This is a genomic window from Gemmatimonadota bacterium, from assembly GCA_009838645.1.
Lineage (GTDB): Bacteria > JAAXHH01 > JAAXHH01 > JAAXHH01 > JAAXHH01 > JAAXHH01.
In genome coordinates this window covers 22528-39770 of the sequence record VXRC01000014.1, presented here as the reverse complement: position 1 = coordinate 39770, position 17243 = coordinate 22528, and the positions used below count along the sequence as shown (strand labels likewise).

Annotated in this window: 13 protein-coding genes; 8 read left to right on the top strand and 5 right to left on the bottom strand. The window is 64.2% G+C overall.

Annotated elements, in window-relative coordinates:
* Positions 1 to 52: 52 nt before the first annotated feature.
* A complete protein-coding gene (locus F4Y38_04360) occupies positions 53 to 283 on the bottom strand; it encodes a twin-arginine translocase TatA/TatE family subunit (GenBank protein ID MXY48519.1) in 231 nt (76 codons plus the stop codon).
* A 282-nt stretch (positions 284 to 565) separates the two neighbouring features.
* Between F4Y38_04360 and F4Y38_04355 the strand changes: the two genes are divergently transcribed.
* Complete coding sequence (locus tag F4Y38_04355; GenBank protein MXY48518.1) at positions 566 to 1189, top strand: hypothetical protein; 624 nt, start codon at positions 566 to 568, stop codon at positions 1187 to 1189.
* Here the strand turns inward: F4Y38_04355 and F4Y38_04350 are convergent.
* A complete protein-coding gene (locus F4Y38_04350) occupies positions 1137 to 2660 on the bottom strand; it encodes a HupE/UreJ family protein (GenBank protein ID MXY48517.1) in 1524 nt (507 codons plus the stop codon). The genes F4Y38_04355 and F4Y38_04350 overlap by 53 nt on opposite strands.
* Positions 2639 to 3850 (bottom strand): hypothetical protein, encoded by a 1212-nt coding sequence (locus F4Y38_04345; protein MXY48516.1) that lies wholly within the window; start codon positions 3848 to 3850, stop codon positions 2639 to 2641. Before F4Y38_04345 ends, F4Y38_04350 begins: the two co-directional genes overlap by 22 nt.
* 384 nt (positions 3851 to 4234) lie before the next feature.
* On the opposite strand from F4Y38_04345, the gene F4Y38_04340 reads away from it, so the two are divergent.
* Genes F4Y38_04340 through F4Y38_04315 form a run of 6 tightly spaced genes read left to right on the top strand, consistent with a single transcriptional unit; the run spans position 4235 to position 13350 of the window.
* Positions 4235 to 5695, top strand: a complete 1461-nt coding sequence (locus F4Y38_04340; protein ID MXY48515.1) for an aminotransferase class I/II-fold pyridoxal phosphate-dependent enzyme — start codon at positions 4235 to 4237, stop codon at positions 5693 to 5695.
* 12 nt (positions 5696 to 5707) lie between these two features.
* Entirely contained in the window at positions 5708 to 6589 is an 882-nt protein-coding gene (locus F4Y38_04335) for a phytanoyl-CoA dioxygenase family protein (GenBank protein MXY48514.1), read from the top strand.
* Positions 6586 to 7776, top strand: a complete 1191-nt coding sequence (locus F4Y38_04330) for a mandelate racemase/muconate lactonizing enzyme family protein (protein ID MXY48513.1) — start codon at positions 6586 to 6588, stop codon at positions 7774 to 7776. The genes F4Y38_04335 and F4Y38_04330 overlap by 4 nt, the downstream gene beginning before the upstream one ends.
* A gap of 26 nt (positions 7777 to 7802) precedes the next feature.
* On the top strand, positions 7803 to 8957 hold the full coding sequence (locus F4Y38_04325) for an AAA family ATPase (GenBank protein MXY48512.1): 1155 nt from the start codon (positions 7803 to 7805) through the stop codon (positions 8955 to 8957).
* A 23-nt stretch (positions 8958 to 8980) separates the two neighbouring features.
* On the top strand, positions 8981 to 9700 hold the full coding sequence (locus tag F4Y38_04320) for an inosine monophosphate cyclohydrolase (protein MXY48511.1): 720 nt from the start codon (positions 8981 to 8983) through the stop codon (positions 9698 to 9700).
* A gap of 26 nt (positions 9701 to 9726) precedes the next feature.
* Positions 9727 to 13350: a tetratricopeptide repeat protein gene (locus tag F4Y38_04315; GenBank protein ID MXY48510.1), complete on the top strand. Its 3624-nt coding sequence runs from the start codon at positions 9727 to 9729 to the stop codon at positions 13348 to 13350.
* 36 nt (positions 13351 to 13386) lie between these two features.
* Here the strand turns inward: F4Y38_04315 and F4Y38_04310 are convergent, their stop codons facing one another.
* Positions 13387 to 14412 (bottom strand): alcohol dehydrogenase catalytic domain-containing protein, encoded by a 1026-nt coding sequence (locus F4Y38_04310; GenBank protein MXY48509.1) that lies wholly within the window; start codon positions 14410 to 14412, stop codon positions 13387 to 13389.
* A 71-nt stretch (positions 14413 to 14483) separates the two neighbouring features.
* Positions 14484 to 15875 carry an EF-P lysine aminoacylase GenX gene (gene genX / locus F4Y38_04305; protein MXY48508.1) on the bottom strand — a complete coding sequence of 464 codons (1392 nt, stop codon included), beginning with the start codon at positions 15873 to 15875 and terminating at the stop codon, positions 14484 to 14486.
* Between the two features lie 207 nt (positions 15876 to 16082).
* Between genX and F4Y38_04300 the strand changes: the two genes are divergently transcribed.
* Positions 16083 to 17225 (top strand): sorbosone dehydrogenase family protein, encoded by a 1143-nt coding sequence (locus F4Y38_04300; protein MXY48507.1) that lies wholly within the window; start codon positions 16083 to 16085, stop codon positions 17223 to 17225.
* Positions 17226 to 17243: the final 18 nt, after the last annotated feature.

Genomic DNA, 17243 nt, shown 5'->3' with positions numbered 1-17243 from the left:
GCACCGTCCACCGGCCGGCACGCCCATTCACGAAGTCTGCTGTTCCGTTATCCTATGACCGGTCCAATTCCTTTGTCGGCGGTGGCTTTCGCGGGGGCGGTTCCTTCTCGTCGATGTCGATGGCGCGCTGGATTTCAGTATTCGCATTGTTCACGACCCGCTTGAACTCACGCACGCCCTTGCCCAGTCCCCTCGCCAGGGCCGGAATCCGGTCCGCGCCGAACAGGAGCAGGACGATCAGGAAGATCACCATCAGTTCCTGCATACCGATATCACCGATCATGCCGCTAAACTCCCGGAGTGAGCGCAAGAATGACCGCTTGCCCGAACAGACCGTGTTGTACGGCCTTCCGATAGTAAGACCTGATGCGGAAAATGTACAGGACGGGCCGAAACCGGGCAAGCGATTTATGCGGAAGGGCCGCGAGGAAGGGCCGCGCGCGAGGGCCTCGCCGGCCCGTTTCCCAGTCCTTCCTTGACGGCCGGTCCCGCCCGGATCAGTTTACATGGATTCGGATCGCGGACCGGTTACGCGGTCCGTGGACATGCGCATAGGAGGGACCGGATGGACAGGCCGATCGTCAACCCGGGCAGGCTGTATTGGACGGGGCAGCACTGGATCAACTACATACGCCCCCCGAACACCGGGGAGAACAGCGCCATGGTCAGCCTCTGGCATACGCACTACAGTTCGGCCGGCGAAGGGACCGTGGCCTATGTGCTGATCGAACATGGATCCTCGTACCGCAGGATCTGTACAGACAATCCGGACCTGGCCGCGTTCATTCGAACCTGGATGAGCGGCCGGGGCGGCATGTACGACATGGAACTGGAGGTGGTGCCGGCCGCTTTCACGCGGAGCGGCAACGTGCTCGACGCGCCCACGTGGACGATCGAAACGGCGGATGACCTGGTCATCGCCCGCTGGGACGGCCTGCACCCTCCCGAACTGCTCGACGCGCCCGGTCCGGGACTCCGGGAAGGATGGGACGTCTTCTCCTGCCTGTTCTTTGCCCGGTCCGCCCGGATCATGTTCAACGGTCACCTGATACCGGGTGAACCCTATCCGGTCGATATATGGAACCCCAGTCTCGGTGGTGAGCGCAGCTCCTGCGTGTTCGCGCTGTCCGAGACCTTCATTCAAGTACCCGGTTCGCCTGATCCTTCTGGTCCGTCCGGTCCGTCCTGACCGTCCGGTCCAACCAGCCCGTGCGGTCAGAACGTAGGAATGCCCATCCCGCTAAGGCGGCGATAATCAACATCAGTACCAGGAGTCCCAACACCCCGTAGAGTGCGCCGTCCGGCGTCGTAGCCAGGACATCGAATTCCCACAGGACGGCACCCCGTTCCACCAGCCAGTGCCAGGCCGTATGGCCCGCGAGGACCGAGAGGATGACCGCGCCGATCCGCCTGGGTTGCCCGGACCACCCGGTCCCCCCGGTCTGCTCACTTTGCCCGGTCCCCCCGGTCTGCTCACTTTGCCCGGTCTGCTCACCCGGAAGGTACCTGAAGAGCATCCTAAGTACCGGGACACAGACCAGGATCACGAGCAGCTGACCGATCTCGACCCCCACGTTGAACGCCAGAAGCGAGACCACCAGGTGATCTCCGCCGAAAGGCAGCATGTCCCGCAGCGCGTAGGCGAAACCGAACCCGTGGACGAGTCCGAACCCGAATACGGCCATCCAGCGCCGGCGCAGGCCGGGCGACACGATGTTCTCCAGGGCCATGTATACGATGGAGGCGGCGATCACCGTTTCCACGAGGGGTACGAACCAGAGAGCGGCGGGCGTCAGGCCCAGGGTGGCGGCGACCAGTGTGACCGAGTGCGCGACGGTAAAGGCGGTAACGAGGACTACGAGTACGCGAAGGCGCTGAAAGGGGATGATCAGGCACAACAGGAACAGAAGATGGTCCATGCCGTCGAGGATGTGGGTGAAACCGAGCTGCACGAAACGAAACGCGGCCTGGTGCCAGCGGGGATCGAGTACGACACGGCCCGGATTCCCGGTATACTGGTAAAGACGCTCGCCCCCTGAAACAGGCAGGAAGCGCAGCACGGTCGAGACCCGCATGCCCAGTCTTTCGAGTCCGGGAAGGATGGAAAATTCCGAACGATCCGATGTGATCCGATACTCGAAGAGCACGTCCAGCATGACCTGTTGCCAGAAGATCTGTGTGCCGACCGGGAGCGGCGGCCCCCGGGTGGAAGCCAGCGCGGTATCGTAGGCGTGAAAGGATGGATCGGAAGGAAGGGAGGCCCTGACGGCCACCAGTTCGGGCACGGCCAGGCGCGTGCCGTTTTCGTAGATCGACACCTCCTGTCCGAGCCACAGCATGGCGGCGTCCCTCAGGAACTCGTCGGCGCGGGACAGGTCGAGGTAGCCGGGGCCGGTCAGGGGAAAGGTGACGTCGAGCATGGCCTCGAGGGGAACCCGCACGAGCATCCTGAGACGCTGGTCTTCAGGCTTGATGAATGCGCGAACCGTTATGTCGGTGGGGATGTCGTGGCCGAATGCGCCGGTCGACGGCACGGCTGCCGTGAGTCCGGCTATGGCGAGCGACAGCAGGACGCGGACGGCAACCCGGCCGGTCGCCGCCCGTCGTCCCGTGAGAGGAGAGACCCGATCCGTCGTGCCTACCGGGAAGCAGAGGGCCATATCACGCCCTGGTCCTGCTGCTCGACCGGGCCCTCACCCATGTAGGTGAACTTCTGTACGCGCTTGCCTTCGTAGGTCTCCGTGGTGTAGATATTGCCCTTCGAATCGGTCGCGATGCTGTGGGTGCCGAAGAACTGGCCCGGCTGGCGGCCGCCGTCTCCGAAAGTGGTCAGCACTTCCATGGTCTCCCTTAGCAGCACGTACACCTTCATGTTCTGGCCGTCCGCCACGTACAGGTATTTCTGGTCCGCATCCTTTGAAAAGGCGACGTCCCAGGTCGACCCGGCGCCCAGCGTGTTGCCGGAGAGGACTTTTTCCATCACGAAGGTACCGTCCGTCCGGAACACCTGGATACGGTTGTTGGGCCGGTCGCAGACGTACACGTGACCGTCGTTCGAGGGATCGGCCGCGTGGACGGGATTGCGGAACTGCTGCGCCGGCGGCGCTTCGGGGTCGTATCTACCTATATTGGCGTCATCCGGCTCGTTGCCGTAGGCGCCCCAGTACCGCTTCAGGGCCCCGGTCTCGATGTCGAGCACCGCGACGCGCTTGTTCAGGTAGCCGTCGGCCACGTAGGCCTCGTTCGCGGAGGCGTCGAAGGAGATCTTGGCCACCCGCCCGAAATTCCCCGGGTCCATGCTGTTGCCGGACCACTCCGGATCCGCTTCGTCGAAGGAATCGGCCCTTCGTGCGCCCGGTTCGCCGAACTGCTTCAGGAAGGTGCCGTCCTGGGCGAAAACCAGGATGTGGGCGTCGTCGCCTCCGTTGCCGCCGATCCAGAGATTACCCATCGGGTCGACGGTGATCCCGTGATTCGAACCCGGCCAGTCGTATCCTTCTCCCGGTCCGCCCCAATGGTTCAACAGGTCGCCTTCGGGACTGAACTGGAGTACGGGCGGGGCGGGAATGCAGCATTCGGCCACGGGCGGGTCCTGCGCGGCGCCCAGTTCCGTGCTCGGGTTGCCGTTTCCGCGGTGTATGATCCAGATGTTGTCGTTGGCGTCGACCGTTACGCCAATGGCGGAACCCAGGATCCAGTGGTTGGGCAGCGGCTTGGGCCACAGGGGATCCACCTCGAACATCGGCGACATCACGGTGTCGGCGTCAGCGGTCTGCTCGGCCACTTCCATGTCCGCACACGCGACCGCCAGGAACGCTATTCCTGCCGCGGTCAGGGCGGCCGTGGCCATGGGTATGAAGGACCTTCGAATCATGATTCCTCCCGGGTATCTCCTGCGCTCATTCCGCGTTTAGCCAGCACGCGCCCCTCGCCGGTCATTCACCTGAAGTCCGGCCCGCATGGCCGGTGCGATACGACGGGCGGTCTGGTATGGCGGCAGTCTGCCTGCAGGCGAAGATGGAAAGTTCGTACCTTTCACGGTCTGCATAGGTTGTCTGTATAGGGCGAAGTTACCCCGTGCCCCAAGGGTGGTCAAGCAAATATTCGGCGAAAGCGATAGCGGGACCGGTCAATTATACATCGACAAAAACGTGGCGGGATTCTATAATCTAAGTGATTCTTAAAATGCAACCCATCGGAACCCGGAACCATGCACGTCAAAGCGCCCTGGGACATGACGGTCAACCGCAGGATACTCGATATGGAGTACGCCGTGCGCGGACCGATTCCCCAGCGGGCGGCTGAACTGAAGCGACAGGGAAGACGCATCATTCCGTGCAATCTCGGCAATCCCCAGGCACTTGGACAGCAACCTATCTCCTTTTACCGGGAAGTGCTGAGCCTGGTCGAACATCCCGTTCGCATCGAGCGCGAACGCAGACTCAAAGCACTGTTTAACGGAGGCGCCCTGGACGGGTTGGGCAGGCTGGGCGGACCGGGCGGACTGGAACAGGACGAGTTCCACTCCGATTACGTGCTTGATCTCAGTGAACGCTACCTGTCGCAGATGGAGACCGGCATGGGCGCCTACTCGGACAGCAGCGGCCCGAGGTTCATCCGGGAAGCCGTCGCGGATTTCATAGACCGCAGGGATGGCGCTGACGATGCGGACCGCGGCGCCGTTCCCCGTTCCGACCCGGAGCAGGTATTCATCACCAACGGCGCCAGCGAAGGCGTGCGGTACGTCATCGACCTGCTGATAGACGACACGTCGGACGGCATCATGATCCCTATTCCCCAGTATCCGCTGTACTCCGCGGCCATCAAGCGTTGCGGCGGCGTGCAGGTCGACTATTTCCTCGATGAGGAATCGGGTTGGGCTCTGGACCGGAGCCTGCTGGAATCTTCCCTTGAAGACGCACGCGGGCGTGGCGTGGACGTCAAGGCCATCGTGGTCATCAACCCGGGAAACCCGACCGGCGCGGTACTGACCGAAGAGACCGTGAGGGAGGTGGTTGACTTTGCCGGCGACAACGGCCTGGCTATCATCGCCGACGAGGTCTACCAGGAGAACGTCTACGGTGGGGACGGGGGGTTCGTATCCTTCGCACGGGTGCTGGGACGAAACGGTGTGCCGCTGTTCAGCGTGCACAGCACCTCGAAGGGCTACTACGGCGAGTGCGGCCACCGGGGCGGCTATCTCGAGATCAGGAACGCTCCTCGCGTTCGGACCACCGAACTGTCGTTTACCGATCTCGTGCTCAAGCAGGCGTCGGTGAATATCTGCTCGAACACGGTCGGCCAGCTGATGATGTATCTGCTGGTCAATCCGCCGCCCGAGAACGCCGAACCCTACCACCGCTTTACGAATGAACGCAGGACGATCCTGGAAGACCTCCACGACAAGGCGGTCATGATCAGGTCGGGATTCGATCAGATGGAAGGCGTTTCCTGTTTTGGACGAACCGGAGCGATGTACCTCTTCCCCAGGCTGGACTGGCTGCCGGAAGGAACGAACGACTTCGATTACTGCATGGCACTCCTGGAGCGGACCGGGCTGGTCACCGTCAACGGCGAGGGATTCGGGCAGCGACCGGGCACCAGTCATTTGAGGATCGCGTTCCTGCCGCCCCGGGAGGTGATCGAGGAAGTCCTTCCCAGGTGGATCGCGTTCCACAACGCTTATGTGAACTGACGGGCGGGTTACATGCTTTCGGATAGAGAGAAGTGGCTTTTCGATCTGCACGGTTATCTCGTCCTGCGCCAGGTCGTCACGCCGGGGGACCTGGATCGAATGATCGCGCGGTGCGACGAATGGTACGGGATGGCAGAGGAGGAACTGCCGCCGCCGCTCTGTTCCTATGAGGATCCCAGGGTAAATCCGACGGCTGCGCGGGCCATTCTCCACGCCGAGTACGCCGACCCGGTCTTCGACCGGCTCATACTGAACCTGCCGGTCATGCGCCTCGTGCTCGCCCTGACGAGGGAACGGCCCCAGCACCTGCTGTCGGCCCTCACGGTGAACCGGTCGGACAGCGACGAGATCACGCTGCACAACGGCGCCTCCGGGGCATGGAGGAACCCGGCCAACGACTACCAGGCCGCGGACGGCGAAGTGTTCGCCACCTTCATCAACGCGGCCATTTCCCTGGTGGACGTGCCCGAAGGAGCCGGATTCGTGTGCATTCCCGGCAGCCACAAGACCTATTTCGAACGGCCTGCACCCATCGGCATACGCTCCGGCCCGCCGACGGTCGTCAACGTGCCCGTCAACGCGGGGGATGCCGTCGTCTTTACCGAAGCGCTTTGCCACGGCGCGCTGCCCTGGCCCTTGCGCGACCCGCCGCGGCGCACCATGTTTCAAAGGTACTGCACGTCCTACGCGTCCTGGACGCCCGGTGCGGGTCCCATCGAGGAGCACCGGCACCTGCTGTCTGACGGTGTTTGCGAAATGAAACGCCAGGGCGGATTCCAGGGACCGAAAAACATCGTCGAACGCCTGCTGGACGAAATGACGGCCTGGGAGGCGGCTGGACGGCCGGCGGGATGGGAGAGCCGGTTGCAACAGACTACAGGGAGTTCCGCATGAAGATCACCGACCTGAAATGTGCCGTAATCGGCCAGAACCCCGTGGTACGGATCACGACGGACGAAGGGATTCATGGGCTGGGACAGATCGAGAACTCGAAGCCTTACATGAAACCCCACGTCCTGTTCTACCGTGACCACATTATCGGCCAGGACCCCACGGACGTGAACCGCGTCGTCTCGAGCATACGGCGGCTGGGCAGTTTCAAGCCCTGGGGCAGCGCGGTAAGCGCCATCGAGATGGCCCTGTGGGATATCGCGGGCAAGGCGGCCGGACTGCCGGTGTACAAGCTGTTAGGCGGCAAGATGCGGGACCGGGTGCGGGTGTACAACGGCGCCGTACGGTTTCCCATGAAGGGCGCCACCGTGGAGGACTACGCGGAGGACATGGCTCGGATGAAGGCGGCGCCCGAGGGGTTCACCATCATCAAGCAGGGCATCAGCTTCCACAGCCAGATGCCGTCGCAGGTCCCCGATTTCTTCTACGGCGACCTGCAGAAGCACGGCTTTCACGGCAATCGGGGCCCGCTCACCGAGAAGGGCCTGAAGCACCTGGTGGCCTGCATAGAGGCCATGAAGGCGGTCCTCGGAGATGAAGTCGGCCTGGCCCTCGACTGCGGTCCCGGAATGCTTGTGCCGGATGCCCTGCGCCTGGCGAAAGCCGTGGAACACCTGCATATCATGTGGCTGGAAGACATGATCACCGGCGACTATACGCCCTTCGTCCTGGCCGATCTCTATCGGGAGGTGAATTCGAGGACTTCCACGCCGATTCACACGGGGGAACAGATCTATCTCCGGGAGAACTTCGTCGATCTCATCGAGAAAAGGGCCGTGGACGTAGTGGGCCCCGACCCGGCCGACGTGGGCGGGATCGCGGAACTGAAATGGATCGCGGAATACGCCGACCTTCATGGCGTGCTCATGGCGCCCCACGGCGTCATAGACGGCTTGATCGGCCTGGCCGCCCTGGTGCATGCCTCGGCCGCCATGCCGCCCAACTACATTGCCTTCGAATACCCCATCGGCAACCCGTCCTGGTGGTACGACATCGTGGAGGGTTTGCCGGAAACGATCGTGAAAGACGGCTTCATCGACGTGTGGGACAGCCCCGGCCTGGGGGTCGACCTGGTTCCGGACAAGGCGCTGCCCTACCTGAAGGAAGAAGACCAGGGCTTTTTTGACTAGTACACCGTGGATCGCCGGAGCGGCCCATGTATGTGCGCCATCTGAAAGTCAGAAACTGGCGGAACTTCCCGCGGATCAACGTCGATCTGCAAAAGCGGCAGTTCGTCGTCGGCCCCAACGCGTCCGGGAAGTCCAACCTGATGGACGTGTTCCGGTTTCTCCGGGACATCGCCAAGGAAGAGGGCGGGGGACTCCAGAAGGCCGTCGCGGACCGGGGCGGCATGACCAAGATCCGGAATCTCGCCGCGCGCAGGGATCCGGATATCGCCATCGAGGTGCGGTTCTGCGACCCGGTGAACGGGCGGGAAACCTGGCGCTATGAACTCGGACTCAGGCAGCAGGCCAGGGGGAACCGGCACACGCTGATCACCTATGAACGGGTGAGCAGAGACAAGACCGTCATACTCGACCGGCCGAACGAGGAGGACCGGGAAGACATCGTACGGCTTACCCAGACCTACCTGGAACAGATCACCGCCAACCGGGCGTTCCGTGAGATCGCCCGGTACTTTCAGGTCATCACCTACTATCACCTGGTTCCATCGCTGCTCCGCAACGCGGACCTGATCGGCGGCCGGACGCTCGAGGGCGACCCCTACGGGCAGGACTTCCTGGACCGCATCGCCCGGGAACACGACCGGACCCGAAGAGCCCGCCTTTCCCGGATCGAAGCGGTGCTCAAGGCGGCCGTGCCGCGGCTCGAGCAACTCGAGTTCATTCGGGACCCGGAGACCGGACGTCCCCATCTCCAGGCGCTGTACGCCCACTGGCGGCCCAGGGCGGGTATCCAGCGGGAGGACCAGTTCTCCGACGGGACATTACGGCTCATCGGCATGTTGTGGGCGCTGCTCGAAGGGGATTCCATGCTGTTTCTGGAGGAACCCGAGCTCTGCCTGCACCCGGGCATCGTCAATCGGCTCGCTGCCCTGATCCTGCGCATGCAGCGGAACACCGGCCGGCAGGTGTTGATCAGCACGCACAGCGCGGCGCTGTTGTCCGACCCCGATATCGAACCGGAGGAAGTCCTGCTGCTGAAACCCGTCCACGAAGGTTCGGCGGCGGAAGTGGCCGGCGACGTGACGGACGCGCTGCTCCTCCTGGACCGCGACGTCGCCGAGGAACGGGCGCCCCGGGAAAGAACCCTTGAAAAAGACCCCAATCAGTTGAGCCTGTTCGAATGAAGGGACCCGTTCAGGTGCGCTCCATGAACGACTCCGGAATCCCGGCACGGAACTTCGCGCGGCATATCTCCTCGAACAGCTATCCGGGGCGGGGGCTGGTCATCGGCCGGTCGGCCGTCGACGACGCCTGGTTCCTGCTCTACTGGATCATGGGCCGCAGCGAAAGCAGCCGGAACCGGCGGTTCGCGATCGAAGGGCCGGTGCTACACACAGAACCGGTCGATCCCGAGAGGCTGGTCGCGCCGGAACTGATCATCTATCCGGCCATGATCGAACTGCCGGGGACCTACATCGTCGCCAACGGCGACCAGTCGCGGACGATATACGACGCCCTGCGCGGCGGCGGGACCTTCGAGGCCGCCCTGGCCACCCGGGAACGGGAACCCGACGCGCCGAACTACACGCCCCGCATCAGCGGCATGCTGGACCTGAACGGGCCGCCCGCCGTTTCCCTGAGCGTACTCCGGGCGAATCCGCTCGATCCCGCCCATACCGACCGGCTGACTTACCGGCCGGACCCGCCTCCGCCCGGACGGGGACTGTGCCTGACGACCTACATGGGCGACGGAGATCCGCTGCCGGGGTTTTCGGGCGATCCCCTGCTCATGCCTCTGGAAGGCGTGGCGGAAGAGGTCATGGGGACGTACTGGGACGCTCTCGACGAAGAAAACCGGGTGGCCATCGCCCTGAAAAGCGTGACGCGGGACGGCAGCAGTGAATTGATAGCCATCAACCGGTTCTAGTCCTTCCAAATCAGAGGTGACGCTCAATGCGGATGGTAAACGCCATTACTGGTATATTTGTGGCCGCGTGGATAACGATGGCCGCGTGCCTGCTCGCGGGCTGTGGTGAGTCCGTCCCTTCCCGCGACGTGTGGGAGGAAGCCCTTTCCGCGAAGCACACGGGGCTGGCCTACCTGTATCGGAACGACCTGGAAGGCGCGGCAGATTCCTTCGAGTCGGTGATCCGGCTGGTTCCGCGCGAGCCGCTCGGTCACGCGAACCGGGCCATGGCGCTGCTGAAACTACGAGACTACGAACAGGCCGCCGCATCCGTCGACCGGGCCGTGGATCTGGCCCCGCAGGACGGTGAGGTCCTTTCCATCAAATCCGATATCGTGGCGGCGCGGGGAGACCGCGAAGGCGCCCTGGACCTGTTGGCCCACGCCGTTGGACACAACGCGTCCGATGTGGTGCTCCGGTACAAGTATCTTACCGAGATGAGAAGGTTGCGAGGTCCGGATCTCCAGGAGGAGGACGCCCTGGCCGAACTGCAGGCCATGCTCGAATACGAACCGGATAACCTGGCCGTGCTCGTCGAGTTGAACGCAATCCTGATCCGGCTGGGCCGGTCGCGGGAAGCATCGGCCGGATACCGGCGGATGTCCGGGTTGCTCGCGCCCGTTCCCGAAGACATTCAGACCTGGCTGGACCGGACGCTGGACGCATTGGATCGCGGGGATGGACCGGAAGCCGAATCCAGCGCGGGTATCCTGGGCAACCTGCTGGTGGTGGACCCGGCCTACCGGGCATCGCGGGACCGCCTGGGGGATCCTTCGCAGCAGTCGCCCCCGCTCTACGATTTTCGGACGGCGCCGCCCGACCTGGCGGCAGCGGCCGCGGATTCACTCGTGGATATGCAGTTCGTGGATGCGGGCAACGAGTGGATGGACAGTATCCTGCCTGGCGAGGAGCGATGGACGGACCTGGCGCTGGCGGATGCGGACGGGGACGGGCGGCTGGACCTGGCGCTGGCGGGCCGGCAAGGGCTGACCGTCCTGCGCAACCCCTTGGACGGTTGGGAAGCCGTTTTGAGTCCATGGTCGGGAAGGGACGACTCGGTCCGGGGAGACGCGGCCATTCGACTTGCGCCAGGTGACTTCGACAATGACGGCGATATGGACATTCTGGCAGCCGGTACATCATACCCCCAGGTGTACCGCAACGAAGGGGATGGGACATTCGGCCTGGCGCAGACTCTGGACCCGGGAGAAAGCCCGGTGCTATTCGCCTCCGTTTCCCGGGCAGATTTCGACCACGACGGGGACCTGGACGTGCTGGCGTCCAATATGGGCGTGCTTCGGTTCTACCGACATACGGAGGGAGGGGTTTTCGACGAGGCCACCTCCGCGACGGGCTTTCTCGAATCGGCGTCCGGCGTTTCCGGCAGGACCGCTGACGGCGTTCTCGCTGCTGGTGTTACTGCTGATGGTGTTTCCGGTGATAGTGATTCCGGAGTGCGGCCCGCCCAGTCGCTGGCCTGGGGCGACTTCGACCTGGACGGCGCCGTGGACGTCGTCGTGCTGTTCGACGACGGCGCGCACCGGTTGTACCGGAACCTGCGGCAGGGAAGGTGGGTGGACTGGACGGAACGTTTCGGCGGAATTCGGTGGGGAGGCACGAAGACGGTCGCCGCGGCCGATTTCAATAACGACGGCGCGCTGGACCTTTTTATGGCGGGGACCGCCGCCGAGGGCTGCCGGCTGTTGTGGAACGACAATGGGCGCCGTTTCGACGGGGAGGACACGCCCCCGGCGTTCAGCGACGCGTGTAACGGTCTCGATGCCGCCGCCGTCCGGCCCTTCGATTTCGACAATGACGGATTCATCGATCTCGCGCTCGCCGGAACATCGGTGCCGGGCATGTCGGGACTCAGGCTGGTCAGGAACCTGGGCAACGGTACATTTGAGGAATGGGCCGACCTGCTCCCCGGCCTGCCGTCGGCCATCGAAGACGTGGAGGTCGGCGACCTGGACGATGACGGCGACCTGGATCTCGCCGTGCTGTACGATGGCCGTCCCCTGGTGCTGCGAAACGACGGCGGCAACGCGAACGGCTGGCTCAAGGTGCAGCTCGCCGCGGCTCTGGAAGGAAGCGGCAAGAACAATTTCTACGGCATAGGGTCCACCATAGAGGTAAACGCCGGGGCGCATTACCAGTCGCTGATGGTCGACGCGGCCGTCACCCACGTCGGCCTCGGCAGCCGGGAAACGGCCGACGTGATCCGGGTAATCTGGAGCAACGGCGTCCCCCAGAACCGGATCGATCCGGAATCCCGCACGCTTATCGTCGAACCGCAGCGGCTCAAGGGATCCTGCCCGTCGCTATACACCTGGAACGGCGACCGGTTCGTCTTCGTCACCCACCTGATGACCCGGAGCGCCATCGGCGCCCTGACGGAAACCGGCGCGCCGGCCTGGCCGGACGCGGCGAACGACTACGTGAAGATCCGGGGCGACCAGCTGCGGATGCGGGACGGGAAGTTCGAGGTCCGTGTCGTGGAGGAACTGTGGGACGCCGTGTACATGGACAAAATGGAATTGCTGGTCGTCGACCACCCGGCGGAGACGGACATCTTCGTGGATGAGAAGTACCTCCCGCCGCCCTACCCCGATCTCGCCATCCATACGGTGACCGAACCGCGCCTGCCCGTGGCGGCCCGCGACCACCGCGGTAACGACATCCTGTCCGCCCTCGCCGCCCGGGACAGCCTGTACGTCGGGGACTACAGGCTCGGCGAATTCCAGGGCGTACCAGAAATGCATTCCATTACACTGGACTTGGGCGACCTGAAGGGCGCGGAGCGGATCCACCTGTACCTGTGCGGCTGGATCATGCCGGTCGAGCCCAGTTCCAACCTGGCCCTGTCCCAGCGCGGCAACGTCGCCGTGGTCCCGCCGTACCTGGAAGTGCCGGACGGCAGGGGACAGTGGCGGACCGTGATACCGTACACCGGCTTTCCATCGGGGGAACACAAGACCGTTTTCATCGACCTGACGGACCGTTTCCCTGCCGAAGACTACCGGGTAAGGCTCACCACGAACCTGGAGTTGTACTGGAGCGAGGCTTTTTTCACCGTCGACGAACCCGTACGGACCGAAACGCGCATTACCCGGCTGTCGCCCGATACGGCGGATCTGCACTACCGCGGCTACTCCCGGGAGTACCGGACGGCGACCTATGGCCCGTTTATCCGGGATTACCAGGTGCTGAGCGGCGAACCCCAGTGGTTGCCCTTCGCGGGATTCCGGACGCGTTACGGCGACGTGACGCCCCTGCTGCGGGCATCCGACAACCGATACGCCATTTACAGTTCGGGGGAGGAAATCAAGGTGACCTTCGAAGCGGCGGACCTGCCCGAACCGCCGCCCGGCTGGACGAGGAACTTCGTCCTGCACACCGACGGCTGGCTGAAGGAGGGCGACCTGAACACGGCGACGGCCGCCACGATCGAACCGCTGCCCTTTCACGGGATGGCCGGCTACCCTTACGGTCCGGAACTTCGTTACCCGGACGAATCCGGTCTAAGAGCGTACCGAAGCGCCTATAATACGCGCTGGGTCTCCCAGGAGAATTTCAGAGAAGCCCTGCGGCGGCACGGCCCTGGCCGCTGATCCTTCTTCCAGCCGCGCGGCCGCCAGGAGACCGCCTCAGGAACCCGGCACCAGCGCCACCTTGATCAGGTCGCCGGGGTCGTCTACCAGTTTCGCGAATATGCCCGGCCCCTGCTCCAGGTCCCGTTCGACGACCATGGAGGCGACGTCGATCCTGCCCGTGGAGATGAGTTCGAGGGAATAGGCGAAGTCCACGCTCGTGTAGGCATAGGAACCGCGAACGACCAGTTCCCTGTTGACCATGGCCACGCCGTCAATGGCCATGGGCGCTTCGGCGCCGAGGCCCAGCAGCACGGCTTCGCCGCCCTGCCGGAGCATCCGCACGGCCTGTTCCTGTGTCGCCGTATGGCCCACCGCTTCGACCGCCAGGTCCACCCCCTGACCGTCCGTCATGTCGAAAACGGCTTCCACGGGGTCGTCGGCCCGGACGTCGATGGCGTGGGTCGCGCCCATCGAGGTGGCCAGCACCAGGCGCGAGGGCACCCTGTCCGTCACCGCGATGCGGGTCGCCCCGATGTGCCGGGCTACCTGCAGGGCGAGAAGCCCCTGGGTGCCCGCGCCGATGACGGCCACGCTCCGGATGAACCCGTGCAGGCTGCGGTCGAAGATATGCAGCGCGTTCGAGAGGGATTCGACCATGCTTCCCTCGAGGTCGCCCACGTGGTCCGGCAGTCTGAAGCAGGACGCCGCGGGCACGGAAACGTAGTTGGCGAAGGCCCCGGGATGCTCGATGCCGATGACCGTTCGATGAGGGCAGATACTGGTGCGTCCGCGAAGGCACTCGTCGCACCGGCCGCAGGAAAGGATCGGATTGATCGTGACCCGGTCGCCGATGGACAGTCCTTCCGCGCCGCGGCCCAGGTCCACCACCTCGCCGGTGAATTCGTGTCCCATGATCAGCGGCGGGACCCGTTTTGCGCTCTTGCCCAGAAAGCCGTGCAGGTCCGAACCGCATATGCTCGCCGCGCCGACCTTCAGCACGGCGTGGCCTGGCGTGACGCCGGGTTCCTCGACCTCCCGCATTTCCATCTGACGCGTTCCCAGGTACATCAGTGCCCGCATGCCTTCCTCCTTAAGTACGGCCGGCGTGTCTCATAAAGAACGGCCGGCGAGTTTCAGATTCCTCGTATCGATCAGAAATCCCTGAACATGATTACGGGATCGATCGTGTCGGCGTCGGCGAACAACATCGCCAGCCGGTCCAGGCCGAAGGCGATGCCGCCCGACGGAGGCATCCCGTATTCGAGCGCCGCCAGCAGCGCTTCGTCCACCCCGCCGTCGTAACGGTCCGGACCTTCCTTCGATCGCTTTACTTCCAGGTCGGCTTCGAACCTGGCGCGCTGCTCCACCGGATCGTTCAGCTCCGTGAAGGCATTGGCCAGTTCCAGCCCGCCCATGTACAGTTCGAAGCGTTCCACGTACCGGGGTTTGCCCGGAACCCGGCGCGCCAGCGACGGCAGCCGGGCGGGATACTCCGTCAGGAAGACCGGCCGGTCCGCGGGCAGCGCGGGTTCCACGGCCGTCAGGAAAACGCGGTGGAACAGGTCGTCCCAGTCATCGTCTTCCCGAACCTCGTAGTCCCTGGCCCTGGCCGCGGACGAGAACGCCTCCAGGTCATCGCAGACATCCAGGTCGATCCCCGACCGGTCCAGGAAGCAGTCCCGCATCCTGTACCTCGGCCAGGGAGTCCGTAGGTCGATCGCGGTACCCTGGTAGGTCAGTTCGCCTCCGTGGTTGAGCGTCCCGGCCAGCGAGGTCACGTAGTCCTCGGTGGTAGCCATGACCGTCTCGTAATCGGCGTAGGCCTCGTACCACTCCAGGCCGGTAAACTCGGGATGGTGCGTGTCGAACCGTTCCCCGTTGCGGTAGAACCGGCAGATCTGGTATATCCGTTCGCAGCCCGCCGCCAGCAGGCGTTTCATGTAGTGTTCGGGCGAGGTCTGCAGGTACAGGGGCCGCGTTCCGCCTTCGCCGTCCACGTATTCCGTTCGAAACGAACTCAGGGCCGGCGTCAGGTCCGGAACGGCCATGAATGTGGGCGTGTCCACGGCGATGAACCCGCGGGATTCGAAGTAGGCACGGGTCCCGGCCAGGATATCCGCCCGGAGGCGCACGGCGCCGGCTACTTCCCTGTCAGGCGCGCTGCTGGCCGCTTCCGATTCAGGCGCACCGCCGGCCGCTTCCTTTTCGGGCGCGCCGCGAAGGCACGGGGCCAGGAGCCTGAGGCCGGTAACGGTGTACGCGTCGTCCCCACATGTACCCGCGCATTCCACGAGGTCGCCGGCGCGGATCCGGGATAGCATGCCGGACAGGGCTGGATCGTCCAGGACGAGGTCGACCGTGCCCGTCCAATCCTCGAGCGCGCCGCTCCCAACCCGTGGATCCAGCCGGATCAGCCGCCCGGCAATAACGGTCGCGTTTCCGGCGGCTCCGGGCTCCCGCGCCTGCCGCACCGTATGCGTCCTGCCGGTACGGGCGGGATACGATTGAATACCCTGGCTGTGGAGGCGTTCGATACGCGACATGGCCGGCCTTCTACAGGTTCCCTTCAGACAAACTCGTGGTAAACATTAACGGTCGATTTCATCGAAAGCAAGCATCAGTTTGTCCTTGATTCGCATCCCCCCGATCATTACCATGTGAGGAACCGTTACGTACTTCAGGACCCTGGCGCGCTCCGCGCGTCTCCGGCCGAAATCAACGCCCGCAACGATCACCGCCGACCCGTTCCAATGACCGCAATCCGACTTTGGGCACCACGTCTGTTCCTGTTGGGCTTCCTGGTGGTCGCCGCGTGCGGAAACACCCCCGCGCCCGGTGGCGAATCCCCTGAATCCGATCCCGTCCTCTCCCGCATCCGGTTGCCGGATGGCTTCCGGATCTCCGTTTACGCCAGCGGCGTCCGCAACGCGCGGGCCATGGCGATGGGACCAGGCGGTACCCTCTTCGTGGGCTCCCGGCGCGCCGGAAACGTGTACGCCGTAAGGGACATGGACGGGGATTTCGTCGCCGACGAGGTGCTGACCCTCGACAGCGGGCTCAAGATGCCGAGCGGCATCGCTTTTCGGGATGGAGCGCTCTACGTAGCCGATATCAACGTGGTGCTCCGGTACGACGACATCGAAAACAGGCTCTACGATCCCCCCGAACCGGTTGTGGTCAGCCGGGGCTTCCCGACCGACCGTCATCACGGCTGGAAATTCATCCGGTTCGGACCCGACGGCAAGCTCTACGTTCCCGTGGGGGCTCCGTGCAACGTCTGCGAACGCGCCGATCCGCGTTACGCGACCATCATGCGCATGAACCCGGACGGAACGGACCTGGAAGTCTACGTGAGCGGCGTGCGCAATACCGTGGGCTTCGACTGGCATCCGGACACGGGCGAACTGTGGTTCTCCGACAACGGGCGGGACCTCATGGGCAACGACATCCCGCCCGATGAGCTGAACCGCGTGACCGAAGCCGGACAGCATTTCGGCTTCCCGTATCACCACGGCACGGACATACCGGATCCCGAATTCGGCGGCGGGCGCCCGCTGGACTCCCTGGTGCCCCCCGTGCAGGACCTCGGTCCACATGTGGCCGCGGTGGGCATGCGATTCTACACCGGCGACATGTTCCCGCCCGAGTACCGCCACCAGGTATTGATCGCGGAACACGGGTCCTGGAACCGGGACGAGCGGATCGGATACCGGGTCACCCTGGTGCGTCTGGACGGCAACGAGGCCGTGAGTTACGAGGATTTCGCCGCGGGCTGGCTCGTGGACGAGGAATACTCCGGCCGCCCGGCCGACGTGGAGGTCATGCCGGACGGTTCTCTACTCGTTTCTGATGATTACGCCGGCGTGATCTACCGGATCACGTACGGGGAATAAACGTTGGTAACGCCGGTG